Here is a 16,519-nt window from a genome sequence, read left to right on the forward strand (position 1 = left end):
GTTTCAATCCCCCTAAATCCCCCTTGCCAAGGGGGACCCCATAGGCGCTCCGCCCTCTGGACACCCGGGATGGCTTGTCGATTGGGGGACAGTTGCGCCGCTTGTGGGCGAGGGTTTATGTGCGTGGTGACGGCCATTTTGCGGCTTGTTCCCTGCGTGAACGCCGCATGGCCTTACCGCGAGGCGGGTGTTGCCGGGCGCTTCGCTCTCCCGGCGGGCGGCTCTCTCCTTGAGGCACCTTCGGGCCTCATGGACGTTCGCCTTAGCGAACCCTGTGTGCCGGGTGCTTTGCTCTCCCGGCGGGTGGCTCTCTACCTGGGGGCCCTGCGGGCCTCATGGACGTTCGCCTTTTTTGGACACAAAAAAGCCCCATCCCTGGAAAGGGACGAGGCTATACTCGCGTTACCACCCTAATTCTGTTCATCACAAACCACATCCAGGCAAGCCTGGGTATGCTCTGTCATCAACAGCGCTTATGCCCCGCTAAACTACCGCAGGGTGCCGTTATAACGTACGGCTTACGGTTCGGCTTACACACGGCAATCACGATCACCGCTTCAGCGTCACTTCTCCGGGGAGATATTCGGCTATAACTCATCCATTGGTTTGCACCAACCACCAACTCTCTGAGGGATGAGATCATAACGTACTGAACCCGTCATGGAATCACTATTCATTATGAATATAGTTATAGCCTCTTTGCAGACAAAAGTCAACCAGGCGCCAGACTAATAAATTTCTTTCATCTCCCGCTCACGGTCACGCACTTCCTGCTCCCGGCTCTCCAGCACTTCCCAACCATCCTGAGTCAACAGTTCAAGCTGCGCTTCAACAAGCGTGCGGAAACGGGCACGATAGATCGATGCCTGCTTTTTCAGTTCCTCTACTTCCAAAGCAATCTTTCGTGATTTACCCAACGCTTCGTTCACGATCCGGTCTGCATTTTTCTCTGCTTCCTTCACGATCAACTGCGCTTCTTTCTTCGCATTATTCTTCACATCATCAGCAGCTTCCTGCGCAATAATGATTGTTTTGCTGAGCGTTTCTTCAATCGTTGCAAAATGATCCAGCTTTTCCTGAACGGACAGCAACTGATTGCTCAGCTCTTTGTTCTCGCGAATGACGCCTTCGTAATCTTTGATGACTTGGTCCAGGAATTCATTGACTTCATCCTCGTCATACCCGCGCAAACGTCGGGAAAATTCCTTGTTGTGTATGTCCAGCGGCGTTAATGGCATGCTGTCCACCTCCTGTAAAAGTTCCTTCCCGTCCAGAGAAGGTTTGCAGCATAAATCTTTGACTTAATGTATATCGGATACACCGCGTATTTTCTACACCTTTATGATAAACATTTCGACAAGAAAGCGGATTTTCCTGCAACAGACTCAGGCAAATTTGCCGATTTTCACTCGGCATCGTCCTTTTTTGGTCATCCCATCCTGTTCAATGACCTTGAAGCGGCCAAATCCCTGAATGGATACGACATCACCCGCTTTTAGCGATTTGGACGGATCTTCCTCAACCTTCCAGTTTACACGACAGCGTCCAGCTTTGATTGGCACCAACACTTTACTGCGACTAAGCCGGTATACATCTGCACAGATTCCATCCAAACGAAGCGAAGCGACTGTAATGTCCATCGTCTCCAGTTTGTTCTCTGACCACCGCATCTGTTCCAAAGGAAGTAACTCTGTGAACACATGTAACCGATGCACCTGATTCAGTTGAAGCGATAAAAAAGCGCCGGTTTCCGCCGCCACCACTGTATGGCAACCGTCCTCCAGCACTTGGATATCCCCGATCTTTCCACGTTTCATCCCAAGTCCGAGCAGGGAACCCATATAGTCCCCGTGCTCCAGCTCTGAGATTTTCTGATCATCAGACGTGATGCTGAGCACCTGCATACCCATATCCTCATCATCCAGATACATGTAATCAGGTGCAACCAGCGCACGCTTTCGCTCAGCAGCCTCGTAACCACCATCCAGACGAATCTGCACGTCATTACGACGATTGACAAGAGTTTGTAAGATAAACACCTGTCTTGGGTCAAGAAAGTCAGTTAGCTTCATCTCATGATACTTGCCTGCACCCTCAACCCAATCTGAAGCCTTAACTACGAAATCTCGCTCATCATGGCTAAAATGTTCGTAAATTTCACCGCTCATCTATGTCACCCTACCCTAATAGTCCGTGTTCAAAAAGACCGGTTTTCAGTACCGAGAAGATGGGATAAAGCTAGAAATGGAGTAGCGGAGCGTAGAGAAAACTACGTGAGCAACCACAATGTTTCCGAAGGAAACATTGTTCGTAAGCCTCCCACTTATTTCGGCTGAATTCCATATTCGATGCTGACGATGCCACTAGGCATCCTTCGTAATCAAAAGCGGACTCTTTGAACAACCTCTAATATACAAAATACCGAAGTATGGAGATCAATCCATTAAGCGCAAGTTGCAGAACGATCAGCGCCACAATCGGGGAAATATCCAGTACACCGAACAAAGGTGGGATAAATCGACGAAATGGTCTTAGATATGGCTCCACAAACTTGCCTAGCCATTCACCAATGAAGCTTTCCCGCGCATTGGGAAGCCAAGACATCAATATGTAGACGATGACCATGTAAAAGTAAATCTGGTATAACGTGTACAGCACGCTTTCAATCTGATACAAAAGTGGCTCACCTCATTCTGTTATAATCTTGCTCGCTGTCAGCCAGTATTTCCGTAATTGATCCCTGAATTTCAACCGTATCTGGCGTGCAGAGAAAAATGTTTCCGCCGATTTTGGAAATACCGCCACCCAATGCGTATACCGTGCCACTCAAAAAATCTATAACACGCAGCGCTTGGTCCTGACGTATCCGCTGCAGGTTTACCACAACGGTACGATGCGAACGCAGATGGTCGGCAATCTCCTGAGCCTCGTCATAAGAACGCGGTTCATACAGGACAACTTTAACATTTTTCTGGGAATGAATGCTCACCACATTATTCCCCCTTTGGTTTCTACGTTTATCGAGACTGGAGGTTTCAGCTTCCTGCTGTTCAGCCTCATTTTCCTCCTGCGAAGCCATCCGTTCACGTTCCACAATCTCTTCCTCTTCCTGAAGTCCGAGGAAATTCATAAATTTATTCATTACGCCCATCGTGAACCCTCCTCTTTTCCTACGAGAATCGATCCCAGCCGTACCCAGGTTGCCCCTTCTTCAATGGCCACTTCAAAATCATTGGACATCCCCATCGACAGCTCAGTTAATGGCTCTGCTGTAAGGGCCTGTCCATTCAATTGATCTCTCAGCTCACGCAATCCACGAAATACAGGACGCGTCAGCTCCGGATCTTCCTCATGAGGTGCCATCGTCATCAGGCCAACGACCTTGAGATTGTTGAACGAACGAATATCACGCAAAAAAGAACTTGCCTGTTCAGGCTGTAAGCCATACTTGCTCTCTTCACCCGAAATATTCACCTGCAAAAACGTTTCCACTTGCATGCCAAGTGAAGCTGCTTTTTTATCCAACTCCTTCGCCAACGACAAACGATCGAGTGAATGTATGTAACGAAACTTCCCGATCACGTCTTTCACCTTGTTCGTCTGCAAATGACCGATAAAATGCCAGGTACCCTGTTGACCAAAAGCTTCCCATTTGGCCTGTGCATCCTGCCATCGATTTTCTCCAATATGCTCAAGACCATGATTCAGCACCGATCCCGTTGTTTCCAGTGAGACATATTTCGTGACTGCAATCACATTCACATCATCACGATGACGGTTACTGCGCCGACATGCATCCTCGATCTTCTGATTTACCTGTTGTATACGCTCCTCCAATGACACAGAGGGTCACCTCTCTTCCAGCCCAATCCAGCTCGCCATCCGCCCTGTAACACCATTTTCCTTCCGATAGGAGAAAAATAATTCGGGATGACAACTTGTACACCATGTTGTACATTCGATATGATCCGGCAATATTCCTGCTTTCATCATAATGTGTCGATTACATTCTTTCAAGTTTAACATCGTTTTACCGTTATCTACGGATCGATATGCTTTTTTAGAAGCAGAATCCTTGTATTCATCATTAACCGGGGAATCATCAAACCAAACCCGTACATGCTGCATAACCGCCTCATCCACTTCATAACAGCAATCCCCAATGGACGGACCGATTGCAGCTCGAATGTCCTGTCTGCGACTTCCGTACTCCCGTTCCATCGTCTCCACCATGGATACAGCGATACCTGCGACTGTTCCTTTCCAACCGGCATGAGCAAGACCAACGGCCTGTTGCACAGGGTCATAGAAATAAAGCGGGACACAGTCTGCATAGAAAGAAGTCAACAGCACACCCGGCACATTTGTAACCAATCCATCCGTATCCTGCAACGCCGACTGACGATCAAGCAATCCTCTGCTCCGATCTTCAGCTTTAATTACAGCCACATGTTTGCCATGCACCTGTTCTCCACAGGTCCAGGCCTCCGCTTCATAGCCAAGCTTCCCGGTTACAAGCCTGCGGTTGTTAAGCACAACTTCAGGATCATCCCCCACATGATAAGCGCAGTTAAGCGTAGCATAGGGTACACTTCCGACTCCCCCATGTCTTGTCGTAAATCCGACCGATAACTGTTCAAACCGCTGTCTCCAGGGCTCAACATATAATAATAACGGGTCAGAACCGAAATCTGAATTAGGGTTCTCTGTCCGTTCAAGTAATTCCTTATTCAATACAAAGGGTTCCATTCTCTCACCTCACCACTTCCAGTGTACCAAATGAGCCACATTCTGTCTCCTTTATATCGTTCGACGCTGATTACGGTCTGATCGTTCAATGCGTTCCACACGCTCCGTGCGGAGATGCTGCTGTTCGTCATACAGGCGCGCTTCCCGATCACGCTCGTCATACGTGGTTTCCTTCACCTCATCCATCTTCACAAGAATCACATCCGAACCAATCTTTACGATATTTCTCCAGGGAATCACCAGATCCGTTCCCCCGCCAAAAAGTCCCATAAACCGGCTGTACCCCGGCACAACAATCGCTTCAATTCGTCCCTGCTTCAGATCCAACTCCAAGTCACTGATCTGACCTAGGCGCTTACCATCCGTAATGTTAATGACATCCTTAGTCTGAAAATCCGAGATTTTCATGCCTCGTGCCGCCACTTCGCTCGTATTTACTTTCATTCATTCCCGCCCCCTGTTGTTCCTCTTCTTTCCGTTCCAAACGCTTCTATACAATATATGTTTCAGGGGCGAAAAATGTCCTGTTTTTCATCGAATGTGGAGACGGCTTAACACAAAAAGACGACCAACGGTATACATAGCCCCGATTGATCGTCCTCCTGCCCTTACCTTGTGTTACGACTTCACATGTTTTTGCATCTGTTGTATCGCTGATTTCTCCAGACGTGATACCTGTGCCTGGGAAATGCCAATTTCATCAGCTACTTCCATCTGGGTCTTCCCTTCGAAAAACCGCATGGACAAAATCATTTTTTCCCGTTGGCCGAGACGATGCATCGCTTCGCGGAGCGCAATTTCCTCGATCCACGACACATCCTTGTTTCGGTCATCACTGATCTGATCCATAACATAGATCGGATCTCCACCATCATGATAAATCGGTTCAAAGAGCGAAACCGGGTCCTGAATGGCGTCCAATGCAAAAACAACATCTTCCTTCGGCACATTCAGTACTTCCGCAATTTCGAATATCGTCGGTTCCCGGGAATTTTTATTCGTCAGGCTGTCACGGACCTGAAGTGCTTTGTAAGCAATATCCCTCAAGGAGCGAGATACCCGAATTGGGTTATTATCACGCAGGTATCGACGGATTTCACCGATAATCATCGGCACCGCGTAGGTTGAAAATTTGACATTCTGGGATAAATCAAAATTATCAATGGCTTTCATCAGGCCGATGCAACCAACCTGGAACAGATCATCGACAAACTCCCCCCGATTGTTAAAACGCTGAATGACACTGAGTACCAGACGCAAGTTGCCATTCACTAATTTCTCTCTTGCTGAGCGATCATGGTGTTGCTGAAGGGAATGAAACAATTCCCTCATTTCAGTGTTGGTGAGGACAGGCAATTTTGCGGTGTCCACGCCACAAATCTCGACTTTGTTTCGGGTCATCGTGATTTACCTCCCAAGGAGAAACATTAATGTACATTATCTCCGGGGCAGGCTTTTTTATTCGTACTTGGCACCCTTGCCAGTAATACCCATTCTGAGCATTGATGGTTTTCAGACCATTTTATTGAACTCCTTGCGAAGTCTTTTAATGATTCTTTTTTCGAGACGAGAGATGTAGGATTGGGAGATTCCAAGTAGATCTGCTACGTCCTTTTGTGTCTTTTCTTCCCCATCCGTCAAGCCAAAACGAAGCTCCATAATCATTCGCTCACGCTCCGTTAATTTTTCCAGTGCCTTGTGCAAAAGTTTTCGGTCTACCTGCTCTTCAATATTCCGATAGATTGTATCGTTTTCTGTACCCAGTACATCCGATAATAATAGTTCATTTCCATCCCAATCAATGTTAAGGGGTTCATCAAAAGAAACTTCAGTTCGGATCTTACTATTACGTCTCAGGTACATCAAAATTTCATTTTCGATACACCGTGAAGCATAGGTTGCCAGTTTGATTTTCTTTTCCGGGTCGAATGTATTAACTGCCTTAATCAGTCCGATGGCTCCAATGGAGACCAGATCTTCAATATTGATTCCTGTGTTCTCAAACTTGCGTGCGATGTATACCACCAGACGCAGATTGCGCTCAATGAGCATCGCGCGAATGGCCGAGTCTCCCGAAGATAATTTTTGCAGTAAAAATTCTTCTTCTTCCCTTGTCAAAGGCGGCGGAAGTGCCTCACTTCCCCCGATATAATAGATCTCTTCACTTTTGAGTCCCAACAAAAATAACAGACGGTAATATTGCAGCTGCGCCACCAGTTTCCATTTCACAAGCATGTACGTTCCTCCTATACCACATTCAGCGGCTTTTCTGTTGCTCCCGCAGAGAGAGCCGTAGACTGCGCAGAAGCAGCGTCTTGCACAAGTTCAGGATGAATCACGGCCTGATATTTCCCATCCGACGACAAAACACCTCCATCCAGCCCAATGAGTACCCTTGTCGTCTCATAACATGTTTCCCCCATCGTCACCTTCACCCGGTCCGGCTTCATTGCCAGCATAAACGCAGTGCCTTTGTTAATGCCTCGATAGGGCACTAGCCGCAGTCGATCCTGCCACTGAAAACTTTCCTGATCAAGCTCCATAATAAGGTTGTCCGGCGCCTCGTCCTTGAGTCTACCCTTCCACGAAGCCGGTAACATGTCTTGCCACAACGAAACCTCCATCACCATGACTGGCATACGCGATAAGGGATCTGTAAGTTGATTGCCCGTATCCAGAAGGCCTGTACAAGAAATGACTACCTCATCGATGCAGACCTCAACTTTACCCAAATAGGTCGTCATGCGATCTGTTTTCCGTTTTGAGCTCTGCACAGCTTTGAATACAAACAGGACAGCAAAGAATACGATAAACGTGAACCAGAAGGCAATCTTCAGATCAAATGACATCCCGCCAGAAGCCGTGAACCAAATGCCGTTAAACAGCTCACCGGAGCTCTGAAGCATGTAATGCACACCCAGAATACCTCCGGCAGCGACAAAATTAATCACATAGAAGGTACCCAGCGTCCTCGTAAAAGCCTGCAGACCCTTAAAACCAAAAGCAATCGTAAGCATGACCAGCGAGAACCCGAACTTGATCAAAAAAGTGAACATAAAATCAAACTCCGGTACAAACATCATAACCACGTATAACGCGCCCACAATGGCTGACAGTAACCATCGCCACCAAACCAGCTTCGTTTTTCGCATCCAGGCGGTCATGCCGATGAGTGCACCGTCAATACACAGGTTTGTCAAAAAAATAAGATCCACATACACAACCAAACTCTTCACCTGCCTGCGCGCAACATATCGAAATACCGGTATCCCGATATCCTGATATTCATGAGCATATTCACAAGTATACGGAGACCCCTGTTCAAAGTCTGTCTAATCATGGGGGTGTGTTTCCAACTTTTTTTGTCGGAATTGCTCAGCCCTTTTGTTCAGAATTTGTTCAATGCTGTATGCTATGATATTTAAAAAAACAGAAAAACCCGGTCGCTCCATAAGGAGTACCGGGTTATCCATAATTTGATTTGGGTATTAATCGTTATTATTATTGCGTGAACGATTGCGTAAAAATGTCGGAATATCCAGCTGATCATTGCTCGGCTGATTTCCGAACGGACGCAGATTCGGCGAACGTGTATCGGTTGTCTCCGTTGTTGCCGGAGCTGGCTTACGTCCTTGTGGAGGTGGAGCAGGTTTGTCTTCGAAACCAGTTGCGATAACTGTAACCTTGATCTCCTCTTTCAAGTCTTCATCGATGATGGCACCAAAGATCATGTTTACTTCCGGATCGGAAGCAGAAGTTACGATCTCTGCCGCTTCGTTCACTTCATACAGGGACAGATTAACGCCACCCGTAATGTTCATAATTACGCCGCGAGCACCTTCAATGGATGTTTCAAGCAAAGGACTCATAATGGCTTTGCGTGCTGCTTCTGCCGCACGATTCTCACCTGTTGATTCACCAATCCCCATAAGAGCAGATCCACGTTCATGCATAATCGTTTTGACGTCAGCAAAGTCAAGGTTGATTAGACCCGGTACAGCGATCAAATCCGAGATACCTTGTACCGCTTGACGAAGTACATTATCCGCTTGACGGAATGCTTCAAGCATCGGTGTCTTTTTGTCTACAATTTCGAGCAACCGATCATTCGGAATAACGATCAGCGTGTCCACTTTTTCCTTGAGAGCTTCAATACCTTGCTCTGCATGGCTGGAACGTTTACGTCCTTCAAATGTAAATGGGCGAGTTACGACACCCACTGTAAGTGCACCGCACTCTTTAGCGATTTCAGCAATAACCGGAGCCGCACCTGTACCTGTACCACCGCCCATACCGGCTGTAACAAATACCATGTCTGCACCTTTCAACGTGTTCATGATCAGATCGCGGGACTCTTCCGCTGCTTTTTTACCTACATCCGGGTTGGCGCCAGCGCCAAGACCACGAGTCAATTTATCACCGATTTGCAATTTATGCTCGGATTTCGCCAGGTGTAATGCCTGAGCATCCGTGTTCACCGTAATAAATTCAACACCTTGTACACCATTTTCAATCATACGGTTGACTGCATTGCTTCCGCCGCCGCCTACACCGATGACTTTAATTTGAGCCAAGCTCTCCATCTCGAAATCAAATTCCAACATATTATTCCATCTCCCCCTCAATGTGCATGGATGGCCCGTCCAATTTTTGCTTTGAACCGAATCAATTTCATATATCGACGAACGAAAGCGTTTATGTTAGTACCAGCGCATTCAGACGGCTTCAAGAATGTATGAAATGGATCCAACCTGTTATATAAATTCACTGAACATATTCTTCAGCCGTTCGAACAGACCAGGTTTTTGCTCCGATTCCTGTGCCGTATTTGGCTTCGGACGGTTGGTCGGTTTCTTATTATTATTATTATTATTGTTGTTATTTCCACCGCCGTTATTGATCGAGGGACGAATGCGCAAACTGCGAATTACACTGTGCAATATGCCGACTCCGCTTGTGTAGCCAGGGTCACGCACACCAATGTAATCCGGAACTGCAACTCGTACTGAAGCCGCAAGCTCATGCTGAGCGACCTGCAGAACCCCAGGCATAGAGACCGTACCTCCCGTTAGTATATAACCTCCAGGAAGCTCATTGTAACCAAGACGCTTCACTTCTTGAGAGATCATCTGGAATATTTCCTGAACCCTAGGTTCAATAATAGCCGCCAGATCCTCCTGTGAAAATTCCTTGTCTACATTACTGCCGATTCGGGTTACTTTGAACATCACATCCGCAGCAGCATCATCCAACCAGGCGCATCCGTATTTCAATTTCACCTTCTCCGCCTGATCCGTCAACGTGCGTAAGCCATAGGCGATATCATTCGTTACGAATTCCCCACCAATAGGCAATGTTGATGTTGCAACAAGACTGTCTTCTTCAAAAATGGCGATGGTTGTTGCGCCTGCTCCAATATCCACAAGCACTGAACCCATCGTTTTTTCATCTTTGGACAAAGCCAGTTGACCCGCTCCGAGCGACATGAGAACCAGATCGCTTACTTTCAGACCCGCTTTTTCCACGCAGCGCAAAAGATTATGTATCGCGGTTTTTGCACCCGTAATGATCGTTGCTTCAACTTCCAGACGAACACCAATCATTCCACGGGGGTCCTGTATGCCCTCCAAGCCATCTACAACATATTGCTTGGCGACAACATCAATAATTTCCCGTTCCGGCGGAACTGCAATTACTTCGGCTGCTTTCAACACCCGTTCCATGTCTTCTTCTCCGATTTCACGATCCTCGTTAGAAACAGCCACGACACCGTGACTGCTCATCAGTCCGATATGATTTCCCGAGATTCCAACATACACTTCGGATATTTGAATACCCACCATACGTTCTGCATGATCCACTGCGTTGCGGATCGACTGCACCGTCTGATCGATATCTACGATTACACCTTTGCGAATTCCCTCCGAGTCGGCAGATCCAACTCCTATAATATTAAAGGTTCCATTATTCATTTCCCCAATAATAGCGCGAATTTTGGATGTACCGATGTCCAAACTAACAATGATGTCATTGTTGCTCAAGTCTGTGGCACCTCCTGACTCCAATAGTAAATTACGTTCGAATTTAAACACTCTTAAAACATATTCAACACACTTCAGGCTTTCCCTCTTTTTTCTACAATGTTTTTGGGTGTCAAAATCTGGTTGCGAGACATAAAACCTTGAAGAAAAAAGAAGGAGGCAACTCATGTGCCATAAGTTCAAGTGTATCATTTTTTCTTCATCTCAGAAAGAACAAGTTTCATTGCTCTGACGGGGCCCAACCCCCGACCAGCCTAGGCTTTCATATTCAGTACAGCCTCATCATGGCAAAGGTCAAGGGCTTGCTCCTGGCTCAGCATCATCTTCCGGGTCATCCGGGATGAACGGGACATAGGTATCTGCCTCAAGCATGGTGATTTTCCCAGGCCGTTCGGTCTCTATCACCTGATTTAGATATTCCACTTTATCCGATAAAAGAGAGACGGTCGTAATCACTTCAAACTGTGATTTGGTATACATCCGAATCTGATCCGGAAATGAAGGCGTTGGGTTCGGAATAATTTCCGAAATATCCGTCGTCAATTCATTCGGGATTTTAGCCAGTGTCTGACTCAGTTTGGCTTTGAGTGGATCATCAGCCTTCCATTGAGTCAATATGGGCTTCTCCACAGCAACACCAATTGTAGCCGGAACCGTCAAGCTTGTCCCACTGGCCAAAATCGCTTTAAGTGTACCGTCAGAACCAAGCTCATACGCAACGGTGTCATATTCCTGAACCTTGATATGGATAATACCCGGAAATTGCTTGTCCACGGTAACAGTTGAAATGGCCTTGTTGGTCTTGAGACGCTCAATCACCTCGGCAGTACTTGTCCCAAAAAATTGATCGCCTTCTTTCAGACCACTTTTCTCCAGTAGCTCTGAAGTCGCTGTATATACATTACCCGTAATTTCTATTGCCGAAATCCGACTCATGGAAGAACGAAAGAATAATACAGCGAGCAATACAATAAATAGTAATAAGAGAATAATTACAATTCTACGGCTTGTGTTTCCTTTTGGCCGATTCTTCTTCAGAACCGGAATTTGACTTTTAGGCATAAGTAGCGCTCCACAAAGCCTCAGGTCCCCTCCCTTCAAGAAGGGGACTCCAAGGACGTTAATTGGCAAAATCCAACTGTTTTGAAACGGGTGACTGTCGCTCAACCGATGCTCCAAGACTTTGGAATAACTTCTCGATCTGATCGTAGCCCCGGTCAATATGATGCACTTGCTCCACAACCGTTTTGCCTTGAGCAGCCAGACCAGCAATGACCAGAGCTGCACCTGCACGAAGATCGGTTGCTTCTACTGTAGCCCCGTACAGACGGGGAACACCACGGATAAATGCTGCGTTCAGATCGACTGAAATATCAGCCCCCATCACATTCAGTTCATCCACATGTTTGAACCGGCCCTCGAATACCGTTTCCTTCATCACACTGAATCCGTCTGCCAGACTGAGCAGCACCATGATTTGCGATTGCAAATCTGTCGGAAATGAAGGATACGGAGAAGTCACAATACGGTCTACTGATTTGGGACGGCTCATACAGCTCACCGTCATTATATCATTGCAGACTGTGATTTGAACACCAGTGCGCTTCAATACATGTATAAGTGAAGTAAGATGAGCAGGATTGCAGTGTGTAAGCGTAACATTGCCACGTGTTGCTGCTGCTGCAATCATCACAGTTCCGGCAACGATTCGATCCGGTATAATCTCATAGGAACAAGGCTTCAGTTTCTCAACGCCATTGATCGTAATCGTATCCGTTCCTGCACCAATGATACTTGCACCCATAGCATTCAGAAAGTTTTGCAGATCCTGTATTTCAGGTTCTCTTGCCGCGTTGCAAATGGTTGTCGTCCCTTTAGCCAGAACGGCTGCCATCATGATATTCTCGGTTGCTCCCACACTCGGGAAATCCAAAAGAATATCTGTACCCACCAGATTGCGGCCATGGCAGATAATCTGTTGGTCCTGCTCTTCAATTAAAGCTCCGAGCGCTTCCAGGCCCCGGAGGTGAAGATCAATTTTGCGTTCTCCGATGGCACAGCCTCCTGGCTGATACACTGACACATGCCCAAACTTAGCCAGCAATGGTCCCATCAAAAAAATGGAAGAGCGCATCTGCTTCATTAGATCTTCTGGCACATCATATGACCGAATCTGCGAGGTATTAATGGTCACTGTTCCCTGTTCATGCCGACACGTGCATCCAAGCCGTTCCAGGATATACAGCATCACTTCAATGTCCAGCAAGTGTGGAACGTTATGCAGTGTAACTTCTCCATCTGCCAACAAACTTGCGGCCATAATCGGTAAAGCGGCATTTTTTGCTCCATGGATGCGTATGGATCCTGAGAGGGGTTTCCCGCCTTCAATCACCAATTTGTCCAATGTATCACCTCCGGGGTTTACCGTTCACCCACTACGAAGACTTCCGGTACCAGGTTAATACCGTTTTGAGATGATATAGTGCTCTGAATCTGCTGCATTAGGGTGATAACGTCCTCTGCTGTTGCTTGGCCTGTATTGACAATGAAATTGGCATGCATGGTGGATACCTGTGCGCCTCCCTGATTCATGCCTTTGAGCCCTGCTGCTTCAATCAGACGGGCTGCATGGTCACCCGGTGGATTTCGGAATACACTGCCTGCACATGCCATCTGCAGTGGCTGTGTGCGTCGTCGGCGATCTTTGTAAGCTGCCATGGTTTCCGAAATGACTTTGCGTTCTCCATGCTGGAGTTCAAATGTAGCTTCCAGCACGATGCCTCTCCGATCATGCAGAACAGAGTGGCGGTAAGCAAAATCCATGTCCTCCTTGCTGTAACGTACCAATTCCCCTGTCTCCAGTACAATCTCAGCGAATTTGAATATCCGTGACACATCCGATCCATGAGCACCTGCATTCATGTATACGGCTCCACCGACAGTGCCGGGGATACCGCTGCCGAATTCCAGACCGGTCCATTCCTTTTTGGCAGCAACCACACTGAGTTTAACAAAAGAATGTGCTGCTCCGGCAGTTACACCACCTTCGTGAAATTCGGCATAATCAAAGCCATCGCCTGGTTTCACAACAACACCACGTATTCCTTTGTCTGACACCAGCATGTTTGAGCCCCGTCCAAGTTGCATCCACGGAATCTGAAACTTGTGAAGCAATTGAACGAGATTCATCATCTGCTCTTTATTCTCGGGAATGACCAGTGCATCCGCAGGACCGCCGATCTTCCATGTGGTGTATTTGGCTAGCGATTCGTTTTCAAGAACTCTGCCAACATTATTCTGGGATAGTAACGACATCCACTGGTGCATGTTTGCTTCCTCCTTTGCTTCCAAACCGATGAGCACGGTATTCTGTTGTTGCTAAAGAACGTGCTCTGGCGCCATGGAACGATGGTCACGATTTATACGGTATCTTATGTCAGCCCCGTCTTGTGTGTGACAATCGCCCACAAACGCACTTTACCGGCGTGCAGCAAGACGCTGAATTTCATGAACAAGCACTTCAGCAGCATCGGGTTTACCCAATTTCCGGGAGGCCTCAGCCATTCGTTTTCGTCCCAATTCATCATTCATAATTTTGGCGATGGCTTCATACAGGACTTGGCCTGTAAGATCCTTCTCCAGCATCGTGAGTGATGCGCCCCCACCTTCAAGCGTACGTGCATTGGCTTCCTGATGATTGTTAGTCACGTTAGGTGACGGAATCAGAATGGAAGGAATGCCCAGTGACGTAATCTCCGCAAGGAATGATGCACCTGCGCGGTTTACAATCAAGGATGTACAGGCAAGCACCTCAGGCATATTATGCACGTAAGGCAAGACATGCAGATGGTTTGGCATTGTACCCAATGAGCTGCGAATGGCTTCACGCGTTTCATCAAAATAGGTATCCCCTGTCACATAAACCACATGTACATCGTCCAGTTGTTCCAGCATTGGCGCCATGTCCACCATGGCCTGATTGATTGCTTTTGCCCCTCGACTGCCACCAACCACAAGAACAACACGGCTGTTCATCGGTACACCTAACGTGGCAAAACCACGATCACGGCTAGCCTGGGCTACCGTAGTCGCCCGTGGATTACCGGTGTAGATCACCTTTTTCGCGCCGGAAAACGATTTTTCAGAACCTTCAAAGCTAACTGCAACCGTGTCCACATACCGCATCAAAAATTTGTTCGTCAGACCCGGGATGGCGTTCTGTTCATGAATTATACTCGGAATTCCCAGTTTTGTTGCTGCATATACCACAGGTCCACACACATATCCACCTGTACCTATCACAACATCCGGTTTGAATTCCTTCAGCATTTTTTTGGACTTGCGTACACCTTGAATGAAACGCATGACCGTTTTCAGGTTGTCGATGGACAGTTTCCGTCGAAAGCCGGTAATATCAATGGATTTAAAAGGGATATTTTCCTGGGGAACCAGCTTGCTTTCCAACCCTCTGGTTCCTCCAATGTATAGAAATGTCGAGTCCGGGTTCTCCGCCTCGCATTGTCTTGCTATGGCAACGGCCGGATAGATATGTCCACCCGTACCGCCACCGCTTAGAACGACTCGCATCGCATAGTCACCTCGCATAACGGGATAAATTCACTAAAATGCCTAGTGCTGTGAGCATGAGGGTCAATGATGATCCGCCGTAGCTGATCAAAGGCAAGGTAATGCCCGTTACAGGCATCATGCCAATGACAACACCAATGTTAATAATAACCTGTACGGCTACCATACCTACGATACCCACACCCAGCAGACTGCCGAAGGCATCCGGAACGGTCATGGCTACACGCATTCCTCTCCACACCAGCACCAGAAACAACAATAATACAATCATTCCACCGATAAAGCCGAGTTCTTCGGCCAAAATACTAAAAATAAAGTCCGTTTGCGGTTCAGGTACATAACTGTACTTCTGCCGGCTCATACCCAGTCCCAATCCCGCCAGTCCACCAGGACCAATCGCGTATAAGGATTGAATGATCTGATATCCGGCACCCAACGGATCGGACCACGGGTCCAAAAACGCTGTGATACGCTGCAACCGATAGGGTGCTGCTGCAATCAAAGCTGCAAACCCCGCTACGCCGCCAAGAGCAAGCAAGCTCAGATGTTTCATTCGCGCTCCGGCTGTAAAAATAATAAGCATCGATGCGCCCATCATCACGGTGCCAGTCCCCAAATCAGGTTGCAGCATAATAATTCCAAAAGCCAAACCGATCAATCCCAGCGGTGGCAGAAGCCCCGTTGTGAAGGTCTTGATTTTGCCCGGTTCCTTGCTCAGCCAGTGAGCGAGAAACAGAATCATGCCCAGCTTCATGAATTCTGAAGGCTGGATACCGAACGAGCCTATGCCTAACCAACTTCGTGCACCGCCGCGAACCACACCGATCCCAGGAATGAGCACCGCAATGAGCATAATAAAACAGGCAATCAATATCGGCTTGGCATATTTCCTCCACACCCGGTAGTCTACGTTAGCGGTGACGAACATGGCCATAAGCCCAAGCACCGCAAATAGGGCCTGTCTTTTAACAAAATAGAAAGAATCGCCATAGTCATGAAAGGCAAGCACCGAGCCCGCACTGTATACCATTACGATGCCGATGGCAAGCAATGCCAAAATACTAATCAGCAACCAAATATCTGGTGCCGGTCGCGTCTGTTTCATCAGGAGGCCACCCCTTGCATGGAAGTAGGGGCTTTTC

Annotated in this window: 17 protein-coding genes and 1 other annotated feature; all 17 genes read right to left on the reverse strand. The window is 47.5% G+C overall.

The window, feature by feature from the left end:
• Positions 1 to 378: 378 nt before the first annotated feature.
• Positions 379 to 671: a binding site (T-box leader), on the reverse strand.
• A gap of 57 nt (positions 672 to 728) precedes the next feature.
• The 17 genes from MKX40_RS21325 to spoVE all read right to left on the reverse strand — a co-directional run bounded on the left by MKX40_RS21325 (position 729) and on the right by spoVE (position 16,482).
• The gene (locus tag MKX40_RS21325; protein ID WP_339235898.1) at positions 729 to 1,238 is read right to left on the reverse strand and encodes a DivIVA domain-containing protein; all 510 of its coding nucleotides are present in this window, start codon (positions 1,236 to 1,238) and stop codon (positions 729 to 731) included.
• 147 nt (positions 1,239 to 1,385) lie between these two features.
• Complete coding sequence (locus MKX40_RS21330) at positions 1,386 to 2,168, reverse strand: YlmH/Sll1252 family protein (protein ID WP_339235901.1); 783 nt, start codon at positions 2,166 to 2,168, stop codon at positions 1,386 to 1,388.
• Positions 2,169 to 2,406: 238 nt separating this feature from the next.
• Positions 2,407 to 2,667: a YggT family protein gene (locus MKX40_RS21335; protein WP_090810047.1), complete on the reverse strand. Its 261-nt coding sequence runs from the start codon at positions 2,665 to 2,667 to the stop codon at positions 2,407 to 2,409.
• 16 nt (positions 2,668 to 2,683) lie between these two features.
• Positions 2,684 to 3,151: a cell division protein SepF gene (locus MKX40_RS21340; RefSeq protein ID WP_253439303.1), complete on the reverse strand. Its 468-nt coding sequence runs from the start codon at positions 3,149 to 3,151 to the stop codon at positions 2,684 to 2,686.
• Positions 3,142 to 3,843, reverse strand: a complete 702-nt coding sequence (locus MKX40_RS21345; protein WP_339235904.1) for a YggS family pyridoxal phosphate-dependent enzyme — start codon at positions 3,841 to 3,843, stop codon at positions 3,142 to 3,144. Before MKX40_RS21345 ends, MKX40_RS21340 begins: the two co-directional genes overlap by 10 nt.
• Positions 3,844 to 3,849: 6 nt before the next feature.
• Positions 3,850 to 4,749, reverse strand: a complete 900-nt coding sequence (gene pgeF / locus MKX40_RS21350) for a peptidoglycan editing factor PgeF (RefSeq protein ID WP_339235906.1) — start codon at positions 4,747 to 4,749, stop codon at positions 3,850 to 3,852.
• Positions 4,750 to 4,800: 51 nt separating this feature from the next.
• Positions 4,801 to 5,193 (reverse strand): YlmC/YmxH family sporulation protein, encoded by a 393-nt coding sequence (locus MKX40_RS21355; protein ID WP_339235908.1) that lies wholly within the window; start codon positions 5,191 to 5,193, stop codon positions 4,801 to 4,803.
• Between the two features lie 174 nt (positions 5,194 to 5,367).
• Positions 5,368 to 6,150 (reverse strand): RNA polymerase sporulation sigma factor SigG, encoded by a 783-nt coding sequence (gene sigG, locus MKX40_RS21360; RefSeq protein WP_017687309.1) that lies wholly within the window; start codon positions 6,148 to 6,150, stop codon positions 5,368 to 5,370.
• A 111-nt stretch (positions 6,151 to 6,261) separates the two neighbouring features.
• Positions 6,262 to 6,984 carry an RNA polymerase sporulation sigma factor SigE gene (gene sigE, locus MKX40_RS21365; protein WP_017687308.1) on the reverse strand — a complete coding sequence of 241 codons (723 nt, stop codon included), beginning with the start codon at positions 6,982 to 6,984 and terminating at the stop codon, positions 6,262 to 6,264.
• Positions 6,985 to 6,995: 11 nt separating this feature from the next.
• Positions 6,996 to 7,976, reverse strand: coding sequence for a sigma-E processing peptidase SpoIIGA (gene spoIIGA, locus MKX40_RS21370; protein WP_339235910.1), 981 nt, complete (start codon positions 7,974 to 7,976; stop codon positions 6,996 to 6,998).
• Positions 7,977 to 8,237: 261 nt separating this feature from the next.
• On the reverse strand, positions 8,238 to 9,353 hold the full coding sequence (gene ftsZ / locus MKX40_RS21375) for a cell division protein FtsZ (RefSeq protein ID WP_253439311.1): 1,116 nt from the start codon (positions 9,351 to 9,353) through the stop codon (positions 8,238 to 8,240).
• A gap of 150 nt (positions 9,354 to 9,503) precedes the next feature.
• Positions 9,504 to 10,790 carry a cell division protein FtsA gene (gene ftsA / locus MKX40_RS21380; protein ID WP_339235912.1) on the reverse strand — a complete coding sequence of 429 codons (1,287 nt, stop codon included), beginning with the start codon at positions 10,788 to 10,790 and terminating at the stop codon, positions 9,504 to 9,506.
• 294 nt (positions 10,791 to 11,084) lie between these two features.
• Positions 11,085 to 11,852: an FtsQ-type POTRA domain-containing protein gene (locus MKX40_RS21385; protein WP_339235914.1), complete on the reverse strand. Its 768-nt coding sequence runs from the start codon at positions 11,850 to 11,852 to the stop codon at positions 11,085 to 11,087.
• 58 nt (positions 11,853 to 11,910) lie between these two features.
• Complete coding sequence (gene murA, locus MKX40_RS21390) at positions 11,911 to 13,194, reverse strand: UDP-N-acetylglucosamine 1-carboxyvinyltransferase (protein WP_339235916.1); 1,284 nt, start codon at positions 13,192 to 13,194, stop codon at positions 11,911 to 11,913.
• A gap of 17 nt (positions 13,195 to 13,211) precedes the next feature.
• On the reverse strand, positions 13,212 to 14,117 hold the full coding sequence (gene murB / locus MKX40_RS21395; protein WP_253439319.1) for a UDP-N-acetylmuramate dehydrogenase: 906 nt from the start codon (positions 14,115 to 14,117) through the stop codon (positions 13,212 to 13,214).
• Positions 14,118 to 14,267: 150 nt separating this feature from the next.
• Positions 14,268 to 15,377, reverse strand: a complete 1,110-nt coding sequence (gene murG, locus MKX40_RS21400; RefSeq protein WP_339235919.1) for an undecaprenyldiphospho-muramoylpentapeptide beta-N-acetylglucosaminyltransferase — start codon at positions 15,375 to 15,377, stop codon at positions 14,268 to 14,270.
• 7 nt (positions 15,378 to 15,384) lie between these two features.
• Positions 15,385 to 16,482, reverse strand: a complete 1,098-nt coding sequence (gene spoVE / locus MKX40_RS21405) for a stage V sporulation protein E (protein ID WP_339235921.1) — start codon at positions 16,480 to 16,482, stop codon at positions 15,385 to 15,387.
• Positions 16,483 to 16,519 lie beyond the last annotated feature (37 nt).

Source organism: Paenibacillus sp. FSL R5-0517 (genome assembly GCF_037974355.1).
In the GTDB taxonomy this organism is placed as follows: Bacteria; Bacillota; Bacilli; order Paenibacillales; family Paenibacillaceae; genus Paenibacillus.

What these genes read in the sequence shown, in the direction of transcription:
- murG (WP_339235919.1), bottom strand. Translation starts at nt 15,377, where the DNA reads ATGCGAGTCGTTCTAAGCGGTGGCGGTACGGGTGGACATATCTATCCG.
- spoVE (WP_339235921.1), bottom strand. Translation starts at nt 16,482, where the DNA reads ATGAAACAGACGCGACCGGCACCAGATATTTGGTTGCTGATTAGTATT.
- sigE (WP_017687308.1), bottom strand. Translation starts at nt 6,984, where the DNA reads ATGCTTGTGAAATGGAAACTGGTGGCGCAGCTGCAATATTACCGTCTG.
- ftsZ (WP_253439311.1), bottom strand. Translation starts at nt 9,353, where the DNA reads ATGTTGGAATTTGATTTCGAGATGGAGAGCTTGGCTCAAATTAAAGTC.
- pgeF (WP_339235906.1), bottom strand. Translation starts at nt 4,749, where the DNA reads ATGGAACCCTTTGTATTGAATAAGGAATTACTTGAACGGACAGAGAAC.
- MKX40_RS21340 (WP_253439303.1), bottom strand. Translation starts at nt 3,151, where the DNA reads ATGGGCGTAATGAATAAATTTATGAATTTCCTCGGACTTCAGGAAGAG.
- MKX40_RS21385 (WP_339235914.1), bottom strand. Translation starts at nt 11,852, where the DNA reads ATGCCTAAAAGTCAAATTCCGGTTCTGAAGAAGAATCGGCCAAAAGGA.
- MKX40_RS21325 (WP_339235898.1), bottom strand. Translation starts at nt 1,238, where the DNA reads ATGCCATTAACGCCGCTGGACATACACAACAAGGAATTTTCCCGACGT.
- sigG (WP_017687309.1), bottom strand. Translation starts at nt 6,150, where the DNA reads ATGACCCGAAACAAAGTCGAGATTTGTGGCGTGGACACCGCAAAATTG.
- murB (WP_253439319.1), bottom strand. Translation starts at nt 14,117, where the DNA reads ATGCACCAGTGGATGTCGTTACTATCCCAGAATAATGTTGGCAGAGTT.
- MKX40_RS21330 (WP_339235901.1), bottom strand. Translation starts at nt 2,168, where the DNA reads ATGAGCGGTGAAATTTACGAACATTTTAGCCATGATGAGCGAGATTTC.
- MKX40_RS21355 (WP_339235908.1), bottom strand. Translation starts at nt 5,193, where the DNA reads ATGAAAGTAAATACGAGCGAAGTGGCGGCACGAGGCATGAAAATCTCG.